This window comes from Paenibacillus paeoniae (assembly GCF_003388735.1).
GTDB classification, from domain to species: domain Bacteria; phylum Bacillota; class Bacilli; order Paenibacillales; family Paenibacillaceae; genus Pristimantibacillus; species Pristimantibacillus paeoniae.
Map to the genome: position 1 here is coordinate 997,589 of NZ_QUBQ01000001.1, position 14,762 is coordinate 1,012,350.

Here is a 14,762-nt window from a genome sequence, read left to right on the forward strand (position 1 = left end):
TGCCTGCCGCTCGTTCGCTGGAGAGATCGGGTGGTGGCGCAGAGCGGTGTTAACATGCTTGTGATGTATGAAGGCCGTCTCAGGAATTAAAATACCGCGGTTTTTTACGTTCAATTAACGTTAACGTATAAACTATTAGTTATCATCCATTTTTCAATATCATTCTTAAGTATCATAGATCTTTATACTGAATTTTTATTGGACAAAAGTACAGGAAACGTCAAACGATAGAAGTATGGATTTAGTCCTCCTAGACTATATCCTATTTTTGGGTAAAATGGTATCTTTATAACTGTGTTCATACTTTTTGGCCTAAAAATGGAGGGAGATGGATAATTCATGAAGAGAATCGGGAAGAAAATGATTGTTGGTATGTTGGCTCTAGTGATGACTTTGGCAGGTGCAACTTCTGCTTTTGCTTATGATGGGTGGGCTGATAGTTTGCCAACGGCCTATCAGCTTCAAGCTCCTATTCTAGGGATATCGACTTATATTGATTCTCCTGCTGATGTAGATTGGTTTTCTTGGACGAATAATACTGGTAGTAATAAATCGATAACAGCAACACTGATTTCGCCAAGTGGTAAAAACTATGACCTCGTCATGGTTGTGTTCTGGGGTGGGTCACCAGTTACTGTTGCAGTATCTGATAACGGCGTAGGTAATAGCGATCAAGGTGGGGCAAGCACCATAAAACCTGGTGAAACAATCTATTTTCAAGTCAGAGGACATGACCTAACTCAATACTCGACCACTCAAACGTACAATTTCACTATAAGTTATAGTTGATTTACTGCTTACTATATTTTATTACGTATAATGCAAAGTTAAATATGGTTACAGAATTTAAAAGTTGATACGCTTCCTTTTCTACATCTGATTTCAATCAGAAATAAAGGTAAAGTCATGATGAGTATCGTCAGAATGAAAATTGCAAAGTTTGTTATGGCTGTAGTGCTTGCTCTTTACTGAATTGTTGATGAAGGATGTTCAAACAGACAAAATGAAGCGACCGCATTGGAATGTTAAGAACTATGACCAATTGCATAGATGGGATATAAACCGGTGGTGGAGTTTATAGTTTATGAGGTTTTGTTTGGTAATGAAGTATGGTGAAGCGTAAGACCTATGATGTAGAGTTTCTATACTCCATTTATACTTAATAATAAAGAGTGCTGCGAATCACCTTCGCAGCACTCTTCTTATTGACACGCAACTCCATCGCCATCACGATCCAGCTTTTTGCTGTAACCTGGTTCACCCTTATGTAGTGGCGCTTTGCCCGCAGCTCTAACGGCAGCGCAGTTGGCATATACAACTTCTTCCTTTGCATCCTCGTTAGGGAGCTTCTTAGTAATAGGCGTCGCCGCCGGAGCGTCTGACGGATTAGCCGTTACCGGATGATTCGGGAATAGAACCTTCGGCTTATCGACGACAAAAAGAACTTTTGCCCCATTGGGATAATCCGATAGCTGATGTCCAACCCAACTGCCGGCTCCTCGGTTATCGCTTGAGTCGATATAGGCGACACTGGCGCCTTTCCCGCCTTCCTCGCACATGGCCATAGGCCATTCATCTCGGTCATAGCCGTTTTTCGTATCAATACCCGCAAGCGATTTTTTGCGATTCGATTCGGCTCCACCTCGATCTATCGTGCAGATGCTAGAGTAGCCTTGCGCAATAGCCCCATGAATATGGAGTGCGGTCTCCGGGTATTTGTCGCTCGGGAATATCAGCTCGTAGTCGTATTCTGTTGATTGGACTGTCCTGATTTCATACTCTCCGCAAGCAGTCAGCAACACCAAAATGAGGAATGAGAATATGATGATTTTCTTCAAATTTCAAAAAACTCCCTTCATGATGATCATCATTAAGCTTACAACATTAATAGAGAATTGGCGATATTTGAAAGCGAGACTATCTCTCCTTTTTAGACAGCAAGAGACAAGATTGGCTATTCATCGTATAATGATTGGGCAACTAGTTATCCAATTGTTGGATGGAGGAGAAAGAGAATGAAGCCTAGCAACACGATGAAAAGCCTACTAATTGTTATCGTATTCCTGGTGTTGTTATCCGGGTTGCCGCAAGCAGAGGCTGCTGTACAATCAGGTCCTGTTAATCAGGTTAAGAAACTGACCGCGACCGAGGTTCTTGCCAATCAAAAAAAGCTGTCTTCAAATTATTATCATTATATGACTGTCAAAAATAACGGCTCTGTGGCCGTATGGGGTGATCCATTTGTTGGTGAGCCTAAGACACCTGCCAATGTGCGTGACGTAACGGCGTTAACTTCCTCTGGCAAGATGGCTTTCGCCCTGAAAAAGGACGGAACAATCGTCAAATGGGGCAGCGGCGATATCCTGCAAAGCATTCACGCGGGGGTTGATCCGGCCAAGGTGAAAGACGCCGTGGCCATATCTGCAAGTGCGGGCACACTTTTAATCGTACATAAGACGGGTAAAGTTTCGTACCACCGCTACCGCGATGATGGAGGCAGCCCGCTGACGGCGATGCCGAAGGATTTGGCAGGCGTTACGGATATCTCAAGCGGTGCCTACCATGCGCTGGCTCTGAAAAAGAATGGCACGGTAACCGCATGGGGCAACGATTACAGGGGAAATACCAAGGTGCCTAAAGAGGTTTCGAATGTTATTGCTGTTGCAGCGGGTTCACAAGTGTCCGCGGCTCTTATGAAAGATGGAAGAGCGATTGCCTGGGGCAGCGGTTTCGAAAAGAAGGAGCTTCAAACAGCGCCTTATCGCGATATCGTTGGCATACAAGCGGGCTTTAACGAAATTTACCTGCTGCGGGCTGACGGTTCTATGGCCGTATGGAAGGAGGGAAAGGTATCGCTGCTTCCAGATATGCCTAAGCTCGCTTCTATGGTGGTAGACTCGGAAGCGGATTTTCTAGGATTGACCCAGGACGGTCAGTTTGTACAGTGGCCATCAGGATATTTTGGCGGCTTTGTTCCGATGCAAGCAGCTTCGTCGGTCACATCCGTTGCCGTGAACAATTCGGAATATGTGGCTATTCGTGCAGACGGAACGTTAACCCAATGGTCCAAATTCAGCTCGCCACAATTGAAAAAGATTCCTGCTGGGACAAAGGATATTGTGGCGGTATCCGTGTCCAGAAATCAACATGCGTTAGCCGTGAAGAAGGATGGATCGGTGATCGCCTGGGGCAACAACAATTATGGTGAAGCTTCCGTTCCGTCCGGATTGCTGAATGTAACGGCAGTAGCAGCAGGTTATGAGTACTCATTAGCGTTAAGCCAGGATGGAAAGGTTACGGCTTGGGGAACCACTCGTCTTGGATTCACCAAATTGCCGGATGGCCTTGAAGAAGTTGTTGCTATTGCGGCAGGTGTCCCTAATCTCGCTTTGAAGAAGGACGGCACAGTCATCGCTTGGGGATATAAAGCTGATATGATGCCAGCTCTAACGGCAAAAGCAACTGCCATTGCGAGCGGAGACGTATACGCGGCCATTCTTGATGAGAATACCGTTATTACGATATGGGATGAATTCGGTAGAGTGACACGTATCGATACATTAAAAAATGAAGGAGCAAAGCCGGTCTCCATCAGCTTTGGCGCTCAATCACAAGCATTGTGGGTGCTATTGGATAATGGAACAGCAATCGCTATGAATGCGTACACAGGCATAGAGTTGAAGAGATACGATCAGTTGGCATTTCGCCAGTTAAATGGTGATATCGGGGTTATGACGAACGGGGAAGTTATGGTGCTTGATCCGTATGAATACAGAGATAATATTCAATTAAAGAAGATGAAGAACGTATCTTTTATGTACAGAAATAATGAAATCCAATTTGTAGTCAGCAAAGATAAACGAATTTTTATTCAGGGTGACAGCCATATCATGGCCGATGCTCCCGAGCGTGCGGACGGCTTGAAAAAATATGCATTTTCAATTATGCATGCGTTGGTATTAAAAGAGAATGGAACTGTCGAAGCATGGGGAGGCCATAGCGGCGTAGATTTGGCAGGCAATGTTTATCGTACTCCTGAAGCTATTGTACCAAGCGGATTAAAGGACGTTATCGATATTGCTGCAGGTCCGGATTTCTCGCTTGCTTTGAAGAAAGACGGAACGGTAAAGGCATGGGGATGGGGAGGGTCGTCTGTTCTGAAAGTACCTGCCGCTGTGAAAAATGCTACTGCAATTGCAGCAGGCCAATTCTACGCAGCAGCCCTTCGCAAGGATGGAACTGTTGTGGAATGGGGAGACGTTTCTGGACGGTCACCTATGCCAAAGGGCCTGAATAATGTAAAAGCAATTGCGATAGCTGGACAAAATACGATGGCTTTGAAGAAAGACGGAACGGTGGTCTGCTGGGGAGACGAGTGCAGAATACCTGTAAATATGAAAAATGTGATTTCGATTACAGGAGCGGATGGACACTTCGTCATCTATTGCTCTGACGGAACCATTTTCGACTATGACACAAGAGCGGGAGTGGACCGCTTCAATCATCCGGCAAAAATCCAAAATGTCGATCGCATCTTTGCGCTGAATGGTGCAACTTACGTACTCAAGAAGGACGGGACATCTGTTGTTTGGGGCGATAGGCTTCCATTCGGAATCCAGTTATAATGGAAGAGAGATTTCGAAGATAGGGAGGCTGGAAGACGTTGATTACATTACCAGACAATGATTGGAGCGGACACTTAAACGACGAGCTGTCCAAGCCATATATGCAGAAGCTGCTGGAAACGATTGAGGCTCAGTACGAGGAAGCAGCGATTTATCCTCCAAAAGAGCATTTATTTGCTGCACTCAAGTTTACGTCATTTGCCAATACGAAGGTTGTCATTTTGGGGCAAGATCCTTATCACGGACATGGACAAGCCCATGGCTTAAGCTTCTCCGTCCAAAAAGGGGTGAAGCTGCCTCCATCTCTGCGCAATATTTATAAGGAACTGGTAGAGGATATGGGCTGTGAGCTTCCTGCACATGGCTATCTGGAGTCTTGGGCGCGCCAGGGCGTACTGCTGCTAAACACCGTGTTGACCGTACAGGACGGGAAGCCGGCGTCTCATCAGAAGCTGGGATGGGAGACGTTCACGGACAAGATTATCAAGCTGCTGAGTGAGCGGGAACAGCCGACGATGTTCGTCCTATGGGGCAAGCATGCACAAGATAAAGCTAAATCGATTGATACGAATAAGCATGGCATGATCGCTTCCGTACATCCAAGCCCGCTTGCTGCGAGAAATGGCTTCTTTGGCAGCAAGCCTTTCTCCAGAGCAAATGAATTTCTTATCGAAAATGGGATTCAACCCATCGATTGGCGCATAGCAGATTAATCAAAAAAAAGGGCCGCATCTCTACTGAACTAGGTTCAGTAGGAGAAGCGGCCCTTTTATCGTAGTCAGATTATTCGTTGACAATGCCTGTGCTGCCGGAGGCCGAGCTTCCGTCAGTTTTTGCAGCCAGAACTGGTTTGAATGCTGCATCTACATAAGTTGTTACTTTCACTTCAGTAATGACTTGTGGATACATTTTGTCGGGATCCGGAAGGATTGGCTCTGTGTGGATAACAGCTTGATCTCCCTCGAATTGGATCGATGCGATACGCAGCCCATAACCCGGATGAGGCAATTGGGCTGTAATCGTTACTTTATTGATCGAATCGTTTACAGCTTCAACCGTAAGCTTTTGCTCAAACTGGGGCAATTCTGGTTGAGGCTCGATCGGTGTTGTTTCTGCTACGAACTTCATGCCGTCATGCAGCCAAGCTGCAGCTTCGCCGCGTGTAATCGGCTGAGTCGGGTAGAAGTTATTGTCTTTGTCCACTGTTGCGATGTTGCTAATAAGCAGCTTCTGGATGCTGTTCATATAAGCGCTGTTCACATCAGCTTCGTCTTTAATGGTTTTGAAGATTTCGATAAACGCGTAGTCGCCTTTCGTCATCATAGCTTGGAACAGGTGATGTGCGAATTGCTCCTTCGTGATTGGATCATTGGCTTTTACGTCTTTTGGAATTTCAAGTCCATTGTTAGCAGCAATAATGAACGCACTCGAGTACCATGCGTCATCGCTCAAATTCGGAAAGTAATCGGTTGCTTGTGGGGCTTTGATAAAACGGATGTGGTCAATATTGAGATCCAGACCTTTCACCAGCATCGCAACACCGGATGCGTAAGTAAGCTTGTCGCCGGGTTTGAATTGATCATTCGCAACACCGCTCAAGATCCCTTTCTCCTTCAGCGCCTTGATTTTGTCTCCATAGGGATTGTTGGCTACGTCGGAGAATGCCATCACGGTTTGTCCAAGCGTAAAGATCAGGATGACTGTTAGGGCCATGATTAACAATGGTTTCTTCTTCATGTGCTCACCTCGTTTTGTATTTGCAGCTGCATATTCTTTGACGGAAGCTTTCGCCAATAGGTTGCAACGTATTCCTCAAAAGGTAAATTTTTTTGAAAAGCTGATGCCCAAAGTATTGACCTGCATCCGTTTATTTGATATATTATATCTTGTCGTTAACGCGATCTGTTAGCTCAGCTGGGAGAGCACTATCTTGACAGGGTAGGGGTCAGTGGTTCGAGCCCACTACAGATCATACAGAGAAGCCCTTGGGAAACCAAGGGCTTTTTGCTTTTTTAGAGTTATTATTGTTAGATGATACCTCTGCGCCAAAGAATGGTTAGAAGGCGATAAAAGTCGTAAGATCCATTGGCAGGAGTATCAATTAGTCGGGCTCTTTCAGCAGCTTCGACGGCTTGTCTGCTCCAATCAGGCACTTCTTTCATTATGTCCTTATCTTGCAGCTCTTTAATCGTTTTATGTAAAGCTGTAATAATCGAAGTTTGCTTTTCGACGATACTTTTAAGCTTATCAAATTCCTCTTTTTCTACTTTAGTCATGGGCTCATCCTCATTACTTATTTCTTGAACTTTTTGTTTGAATTTAATCCATTCCAATGGATGGTTGACGAACCAACGATGACAATCTTTCCAACCAACAACTTCTTGATGAAGATAGATGTCTGTCATAGGATTTAGCTTAAATTCTTTACATAGATCAGCACATCTTTCTACTAGTGTGTCATATGTAGCGTCAGTCATTCTGCCATCCCGGTCTAAATGGGTGGTTTCGATTCCGTAAGTACAATTATTGGGATACGGCTTTGTGTGGCGTGACGAGTTTGTATTTAACTTGTCCCATGTCAGGGAAGTGTAGATCTGCGTAACGCCAGTGGTGTAGGGTAAATTAGATCCAACATGATAGGCGATTTCATTTTTGGGTATGCATACATAAACAGAACCATCCAAATCAATAATTTCATGTGCAGAACCATATGATTTGAGTCCGCCTTTGCGGGACTCGAAGAAATCCCTGTTGTTTTTTGCAGATGTCATTGGATTGGCAACCCAGTGAATTACAATTCCTTTCATTGTTCTGATGGGAAGTTTCGGGCGCGAAAATTTGTTTGGCGTTAACAATCGCTCAACTATTTGATAAGTCATTAGATTATCCTTTCTTGATCTGCTCATCGGGATGGATGTGATGATCTTCTGATTCTCCAACTTTGTTCTTCATGATGGATATAAACTTATCAAATGCTACAGGCAATTTACCGATTGCGCGACCATTCTCAACAATCGATACAAACTCCATCAGAATAAATACCCCGCTGATTCCGTCCGTAAATACCCCGTTACTTTTCAAAACATATATTTCAATCAAGGCTACGCATCCAATTAGAATTAACGTGTGGGCCTTTTTGAACAGGCCTTTAAAGCCTTTTTTGCTGTTAAGCTTTTCGCCGGTGTATATGGCTGTAAAGATGCCGCTAATGAAATCCAAAAGCATAATGACAAAAAGCACGGCAAAGAAAATGCCAAAGTGCGATGTTATAATCGAAAATAAACCTGCAGCGAACCCAACAATAGCTTTAACGATAAGATCGATTCTTTCCAAGTTTATGAGCTCCTTTTTAAAAGAAAAGAGCGCCCTAATGACGCTCTTTGATTAGAGAATGTAAACAAATCCTCCATGTATATTATCTCCGACTATATTGATGTTACTTCGTATTTCACTAATGCTTCTTACTCTTACTGTAATTCTACTCTTCACTACATACTCGCCATAATCAGGTATCTTTATGTTTGATCTTAAGAAGCCTGAGAGGACAAAGATGCTAGATGGTACATGAGAAGAGTGAATAATATTAATTTTGCTAGGGAGACTCTTTCTGGTTGGAATTGTAATTATTGATTTTATTTCTTCAACTTGGTTCACAGTCAGATGACCTGTTATCTGGTCATAGTCAGTGACTCGGATGTGTGAGAGAACACTTTTTCTACTAATTAACAACTTTCCATACTGGTCTTTATGAATTCTTGTTTTTATGTTACCGAATAATTTATCTTTGCCAGTTCTACGAATGATAATCGTACCATGTACTCGATCTTTAGTTACTACAAGATTAGAGACAATGTTATTCCTATCATTCTGATACACTCTAACATTTAGCTTAGAGGCGACATTGCTGCGGGATGGAACTTTAATATGTCCCACTCTATTCTTAATGCTAACATTGATATTAGAACGGAGATTGTCTTGTGGCAAATATCCACCTTTTACTCTTACCTGAATAGTAGAAGTAATATTATGTTCGTCTTTTCTTTTAACAGTGAGATAGGAACTCAGTGATGGTTTATTAATAGAAATATTTGACTCAAGCATGTAGTTGAAATTTGTTACACGGAGAGTAGAATTCAACTCTCTTGATGTATCATATTCTCTTATGTTAAGACTGCCTTTTAATTGATTACTATCAACAGCATGAATAAAAATATTAGAGTTTAAGTTACTTCTACCTGAACTATAAACAACATCTAATTTATAACTAACTTCTAAGATAGGCTTATTAAACTGACTTTCTCTAGTTGAAAACTGTTCTCTTTGTGAGTAAGTTTCATTCATTGCTTTCAAGATCAAGCCGTTATTTTTCTCTAGTCCGCTATACCAATTTACTACTGCCTCAGTAACATCAATATCACTAAATCCAGTTTCTCCTAGAGACGTAATGCTTATTAGATCTTTAATAGCTGGCTGATTTACCCATGTTACGCCATCTTCAAGCCACTCTGAAGAAAAAGTATAAACCCCCACCTGATGAGTTCCAGTATTAATTTGAGTATTATAGAGCTTCAATTTTGCCGAGACAATCTTTGCGTTTTTCGGAATCTGACTGTCATCAAATTCAACTAATGATCGATATGCCTCATTATCATTGTTTCGATTTCCGACCAGCATTGATTCTGCATTTCCATAATTCAAAGTTGGAATTTGACTTCGAATAAATGAATCCTTTATTGAATGCAACTCTAATGTGTACGTGGGAGGTACTATTATTTCAACTAAAGCAGTCATTTTGTTTCTAGGGAGTATCTTAATGTTGGAAATTAAATTTTGTCTGTTTGGTACACGAAGATAGCCTTTTCGTTGGTTGCTTATTGTCGGAGGATATGAAGGCTGAATGACAACTTCATCAGTGTAAACATTTATTCTTGATAGGATGCTTTGATGTTGAGTAACGTGAATTTTTGATGTCAAATTATCCTTTTGAGAGCCAATAACTGAAACCAAACCGTTCATCTTATTTCTAGGAGCGATAAAGATTTTTCCCACTACATTTGTAAATTCATTCAAAACTACGCCTCCAATCCCATTGTATTGAGATTTTAAATTGGATCTGCATCAACTTTAATATCGAAAGTAGTTTCTCCAACAGCGTCATCATCAATTTGAATACGAACATAAAAATCCAGTATTTCATCAAACAGTAGTTGTTGATCGAACAATAAATTACATTCAGCTACAAAAGGTGAACTGGTTTTACTTAGTTGTACATTTATTTTGCTTGAAGATGTCTCAGATGAAATGCGTATGTTTTCAACATCAAATGGGTAGGTGTTCGTTAACTTAACATTAAAATCAAGAGAAGTTTGTCCTGCTATTAATGTTCCAAAGTTTAAGTATTTCAGTATCTCACCTATTGAGGTTGTATAGTATTGATGGGCGGTGTCCATAAACATTAAACCAGAATACTTAGGATCTAACTCATCGTAATGTACAACTATTGAAGTAACTTTCGGAGCATTTGGGGCAGCAATGGAATTAACAAATAGATTATTTATTTCCAATATCTCTTCGCTGTTATTTTGATGAAGATAATATGCGAATCTTATTGTGTTGTTTTGAAATACCCAATCCCAATCATTTAGTTCTAAACTATTTATTGTTTGTGAAGTCATACCATATTGCGAAAAGTTGTCTTCATCATCTACATCAATTTCAATCCAATTATTACTTAGTTCTGAATAGGATTTCCATGTTATTCCACTATCACCACTTACTGCAATTCTTAGGTTGGGAATTGTTGAGAAATACATCATTTCAATTTCATCAATCATCGGCCCTGATGAGGATGACGATATATTAGAAATCCGATACGTTTTATAAAGATTTTTATTGTGCAGATTAAACGTTTTTTTCTCATTAGGCACCCAAGAATGCCCTGTTTCTCTTTGAATAATTGTCCAGTTTAACCCATCATTTGTACCTTCAAATATCCACGAAGAGGGCCAATACGGTGATCGTCCAGCACTACCCATTTCCATTGTGTATTTAGTAATAATTTTGGGAGTGAGAAATTCATATGCTATCCATTTATTGGTTAATGTAGTTGTTCTGATTGCAACCCAACCTTCGATATTTTTTTCTCTATTAAAGGCATGCCATGCAGGAGTGCTCGCACTATTTTGAGATCCAGCAGAAACAATCCCGCTAGGAGTGGTGAGTGATGTCATTGCTGGTATTAAATTTTCAGAATACCTTCCCTTTTCGTTTGTTTCTATAAATACACCTTTGAAGCTTGGATCAATCTTGTAATCGATAATTTGCTTCGTTATTTGGGTTGTGGGAAATTGTGTCCCTTCTTTAATTCTCAATGACCCGTTAAAAATCAGGTTGGTGTTTTCTGAAAATTGGCTAACTTCATCTACGGAAAATGAAATTATTTTCCTAAGTAATGTATTCTTAGCACCTTCTAATTCTGATTTAAATCTTATATATCTAAATTGTGGAGATACTACAGTACCATTATTAAGCTTTTCCCAATTCGTAAAAATAATCGAATTTTCTGATGTAGATGAATAAACAATTAGTTTTGTTTGATCAGGTGCAATACTAGTTACATCAACTTTCTTAATTCCTTTAAAATACCTACTCATATCGATAGTATCTGATTCATGATAACCATTTGTATGATATCCTGTACCTGCTTTTAAATCCATGAATTGGAGAAAATCTATTCTACATGTATTAGTTGGGGCTTGAAGAATAAACAGTCTGTATTTTATATAGGAACGAACATTCTTAAACTCAAATGTTTTAGTTTCTGAAATAGTTGTCCATGTAATATTATTTTGCTCATCCAAAGTATCCCACGTTTGACCGTTATCATTAGTACCTTGAAACTCCCAAGATGTAGGTGCTAATCGAATATGAGATTCGTTATATCCAATTGTTATACTTATTTTTGAAATTATCATTGGAGTATTGAATTCATATGCGACCCAATGAGGATATGATCCTGAAAGAGTTTGCCATCCACCTGTTGTTCTATTAAAAACTTGCCAAGCGGGAGTAGCACCATTTTGATAAGAGTAAGTTACAATACCAGACGGAGAAGTGTATGATGTCATATTTGGAACACATGTTTGATCACTAACAGTGTAGATTTCTCCGATACTCTCCATTAACAACTCTTGATTCACCGCTTCTGTGTTGACATGTTCTCCAGTAACAAAATTAACATTTTGATTACTACTAATTATTACCGCCAAATTTAACTCACCTCCCAATTAAACTCATAAGCCTGAGTAGCTATAATTGGAGCATCATATTCAAATAATTCACTATTGTTTTTTCTAACAACCAAAGAACCATTATCAAAATCCTTATCAGCTACGACACGAATATTCAAATATACATTTCCTCCATAGGGCACACAGCATATTGCCTTAAAATGAAACTTAACACCGTCAATGTCAAGACTGGTCTTATATCCAAAGTTGTATTGTGTGATAAATGATTCCCCTGTACCCTCTCTCTCAAGTGGGTCAAAATCAATAGATGCATTCTTATATTGAATTAAATCGTTGTACATAGTCAAAGGATTACCAGTTAAAAAATACTCTTTATTTGTGTTTTTATCTTTATAAATAACTTCAACCATGCGACCAACTATTTTAAAAACACCACCGAGAACTTCATAATACATATTCATACCTTGACCAATTAACCCAAACCTAATGATTTTTTCTTTGTCAATTTCATAAAATGAATTTTCTTGTTTTGTGTCAAAAGAATACTCAGTCAGAAACGAACCATCAGAGTAAGCTGCCATCCATATGAAGTCTCGTTCAGAGACAGGGCTTGATAAAAATATTTTGTTTGTAGACATATTACCTCCATTGTATTGGAAAAGAGAGAGTATATTTCACTCTCTCATGTTTAGTATTTTTTATCTTTAAACGAATGTATATGAGAGTCGTAGCAAAAAGTCTACATTTCCAGCTGTTGCAGTTACTGATGGGGTTGCATGTGCAGTGACTTGTGCAAAGTTAGCTGCTGCATTTGCTATTGTACCATCATTAACAGTACCTCTAATGATACCAGCAGGAGCTGAACCGCCAGCTTTAATTGCTTTAGTGGTTGTCCCACCAATTGCAGTAAAAGATGATTCGCTCATAGAGTCAACACGTACCTTGATCCATCTTTCAGTTACGAGTTCGCCTGTATCACCACCTGAGATGTCTTTCGTTGTAATTGTACAACCTTGCGCATCAGATACAACTGCATTTCCACCCCTATTATTCCAAATTAAAAAGGTTGTATCTTGAGACGTGGAACCTGCATCTACAGTTCCTATTTGCCATTGGGTTACTTGAGATTGATTATTTGAAGAATACCAACTAATTAAGGGTGCTGCCATATAAATTCCTCCTATGTTATACTGCTGTATTAAAGTCTAATTGGATCGTTATCCCTTTTGCATTACTGTCATACTGAGATACAAACACTCTAAAGAAGTCTCCAGTATCACAGTGTACATCAGCTATTGTGCCACCGATGCTTCTTTGTTCACCAACTGGCAAAACTAGGTTTTGAGAGAAGACATTATCCCAAACACCTGAGCTACTAAAATCGTTTTCTGAAATTTTCTCAATTGATAAAACTATTGGATTGCTAATTCCACTTTCAACACAATAGGCTTGTGCTTTATAAAGCTCACCTCGAAACGGGATTTTCCCCATACCTATAGCTTGAACACCAGCTGTAATAATTTTAGGTATGCTAAAAAACATACTTCGAACAGCAAAATTACTATAGTCTTCTTTCCGTACAAGCCCATCTGAAATATCTGAAGCATAGGGGATTGAACCACCAAGATAATTACCTACTATTTCCCAAATTCCTGAAAATGAACTGAATCTGAATATGTCTCCAGTAGTATTGATTGTTACTTGCCAACCATTATCAGGGACAGGGTATACCACTGCAAGGTCATCAAATGTATCTACAGGAGCTTTACGAATTACTAATGTAGAATCGGCGGCTCTTATTGCGTCATTTGCTGCATGATTTGCATTTTCTGTTGCACGAATAGCATTATCTGTTGCCGCATTAGATGAGTCTATTAAATCATTCACTTCACTAATTAACTCATTTATATCTACTATTTTTGAATTTATGGTGAGTGAATAGTCTTTAAGAGAATCAATATAATCCTGAAGAGTAACAATAACATTCGGGTTTTTATGCGCCATGGCATAGACTCGTGAGGCAGGTAAAATCATTAATCCCTTACCATGATAAGAAACTGTAAAGGTACGCGCCTCGTGTATAGGATTAAACATGATGATACCACTTGCGTAATCGACTACAAATTCGTTTTCAGGTATGGTCCTCATTTTCCTAAACTGCTCCATAGATTTTTCAAGGAGGCCTGAAATCTGTACTTTTTGTTGCTCGGAAGGCATCTCGAGTAAAGTTATAATGTTGTTGATTACTGGAAGGAAGTCGATCCGCGGTTTAAATTCATCTCCTTGGCGACCGCTTCTCCACACACCTACAGTAGGGTCAATGTACTCCAGATAAGTTTGTAATTTTGGCAATATCTCACCTCCTAACTACTAAAGTTCATCTTCGTGTTACCATCAGCAATTGTCGTTGTAGTACCTTCTAAGCAAGTTTTTACTAGTGATCCTATTAAAGCTACCCTGCTTGTGGGACCAAGATTGCCTTTTGAACTACCACCAATAATTTCTCCTTGTCCACTACCTGATCTAGCGGGCTGCACACTTACGTATCTAGTGTCTGTAGTATTTGATGGAATAGGTGGGAAGGCAATCCATGTTTCATTCGTTTTATCGCCAACTTTTGCGACATTTTTACCTTGTACCTGTAGCTTTGAAGATGGAGCTAAAACAGTTCCAGTAATCTTAGCACCAGTGCTGAAACTCCCGGCATTCATCCAGGCTTTTTCATATTCATTGCATTTTTTTGCTTCTTCATTCCAATCTATACAAGTATCCGTATCTCTATAAACTTGCCTTGTGTAGGTGACATGACCTGGCTTGATTACTTCGACGATATTTGATCCATGTACCGCTACGTCTTTCATTTAGTGCTCACCTCGTGAAAACCAGA

Annotated in this window: 13 protein-coding genes, 1 tRNA gene and 1 pseudogene; 4 read left to right on the plus strand and 11 right to left on the minus strand. The window is 40.2% G+C overall.

Annotated elements, in window-relative coordinates:
• Nucleotides 1-339 precede the first annotated feature (339 nt).
• The gene (locus DX130_RS04370; RefSeq protein ID WP_116043125.1) at nucleotides 340-789 is read left to right on the plus strand and encodes a hypothetical protein; all 450 of its coding nucleotides are present in this window, start codon (nucleotides 340-342) and stop codon (nucleotides 787-789) included.
• Between the two features lie 413 nt (nucleotides 790-1,202).
• Here the strand turns inward: DX130_RS04370 and DX130_RS26815 are convergent, their stop codons facing one another.
• On the minus strand, nucleotides 1,203-1,358 hold the full coding sequence (locus tag DX130_RS26815) for an excalibur calcium-binding domain-containing protein (protein ID WP_240644463.1): 156 nt from the start codon (nucleotides 1,356-1,358) through the stop codon (nucleotides 1,203-1,205).
• A gap of 69 nt (nucleotides 1,359-1,427) precedes the next feature.
• A pseudogene (locus tag DX130_RS26820) lies at nucleotides 1,428-1,808 on the minus strand (NucA/NucB deoxyribonuclease domain-containing protein); the annotation flags it as partial.
• A gap of 207 nt (nucleotides 1,809-2,015) precedes the next feature.
• Here DX130_RS26820 and DX130_RS04385 point away from each other — a divergent pair.
• Entirely contained in the window at nucleotides 2,016-4,625 is a 2,610-nt protein-coding gene (locus DX130_RS04385) for an RCC1 domain-containing protein (protein WP_116043131.1), read from the plus strand.
• Between the two features lie 38 nt (nucleotides 4,626-4,663).
• A complete protein-coding gene (locus tag DX130_RS04390) occupies nucleotides 4,664-5,338 on the plus strand; it encodes a uracil-DNA glycosylase (RefSeq protein WP_116043133.1) in 675 nt (224 codons plus the stop codon).
• Between the two features lie 70 nt (nucleotides 5,339-5,408).
• Here the strand turns inward: DX130_RS04390 and DX130_RS04395 are convergent, their stop codons facing one another.
• Nucleotides 5,409-6,362 (minus strand): S-layer homology domain-containing protein, encoded by a 954-nt coding sequence (locus DX130_RS04395; RefSeq protein WP_116043134.1) that lies wholly within the window; start codon nucleotides 6,360-6,362, stop codon nucleotides 5,409-5,411.
• A gap of 162 nt (nucleotides 6,363-6,524) precedes the next feature.
• On the opposite strand from DX130_RS04395, the gene DX130_RS04400 reads away from it, so the two are divergent.
• Nucleotides 6,525-6,597: transfer RNA gene (locus tag DX130_RS04400), tRNA-Val, on the plus strand.
• 55 nt (nucleotides 6,598-6,652) lie between these two features.
• Here the strand turns inward: DX130_RS04400 and DX130_RS04405 are convergent.
• The 8 genes from DX130_RS04405 to DX130_RS04440 form a co-directional block, all read right to left on the minus strand.
• Nucleotides 6,653-7,504 (minus strand): peptidoglycan recognition protein family protein, encoded by an 852-nt coding sequence (locus DX130_RS04405; RefSeq protein WP_165861153.1) that lies wholly within the window; start codon nucleotides 7,502-7,504, stop codon nucleotides 6,653-6,655.
• Between the two features lie 4 nt (nucleotides 7,505-7,508).
• A complete protein-coding gene (locus DX130_RS04410; protein WP_165861154.1) occupies nucleotides 7,509-7,958 on the minus strand; it encodes a phage holin family protein in 450 nt (149 codons plus the stop codon).
• A 51-nt stretch (nucleotides 7,959-8,009) separates the two neighbouring features.
• Nucleotides 8,010-9,695: a DNRLRE domain-containing protein gene (locus tag DX130_RS04415; protein WP_116043141.1), complete on the minus strand. Its 1,686-nt coding sequence runs from the start codon at nucleotides 9,693-9,695 to the stop codon at nucleotides 8,010-8,012.
• Nucleotides 9,696-9,727: 32 nt separating this feature from the next.
• Nucleotides 9,728-11,893 carry a discoidin domain-containing protein gene (locus DX130_RS04420; RefSeq protein ID WP_116043143.1) on the minus strand — a complete coding sequence of 722 codons (2,166 nt, stop codon included), beginning with the start codon at nucleotides 11,891-11,893 and terminating at the stop codon, nucleotides 9,728-9,730.
• Between the two features lie 2 nt (nucleotides 11,894-11,895).
• Nucleotides 11,896-12,513: a hypothetical protein gene (locus tag DX130_RS04425; RefSeq protein WP_116043145.1), complete on the minus strand. Its 618-nt coding sequence runs from the start codon at nucleotides 12,511-12,513 to the stop codon at nucleotides 11,896-11,898.
• Nucleotides 12,514-12,579: 66 nt separating this feature from the next.
• Nucleotides 12,580-13,044 (minus strand): hypothetical protein, encoded by a 465-nt coding sequence (locus DX130_RS04430; RefSeq protein ID WP_116043147.1) that lies wholly within the window; start codon nucleotides 13,042-13,044, stop codon nucleotides 12,580-12,582.
• Between the two features lie 16 nt (nucleotides 13,045-13,060).
• Nucleotides 13,061-14,227, minus strand: coding sequence for a hypothetical protein (locus DX130_RS04435; RefSeq protein WP_116043149.1), 1,167 nt, complete (start codon nucleotides 14,225-14,227; stop codon nucleotides 13,061-13,063).
• A gap of 11 nt (nucleotides 14,228-14,238) precedes the next feature.
• Nucleotides 14,239-14,736, minus strand: coding sequence for a hypothetical protein (locus DX130_RS04440; RefSeq protein WP_116043151.1), 498 nt, complete (start codon nucleotides 14,734-14,736; stop codon nucleotides 14,239-14,241).
• Nucleotides 14,737-14,762 lie beyond the last annotated feature (26 nt).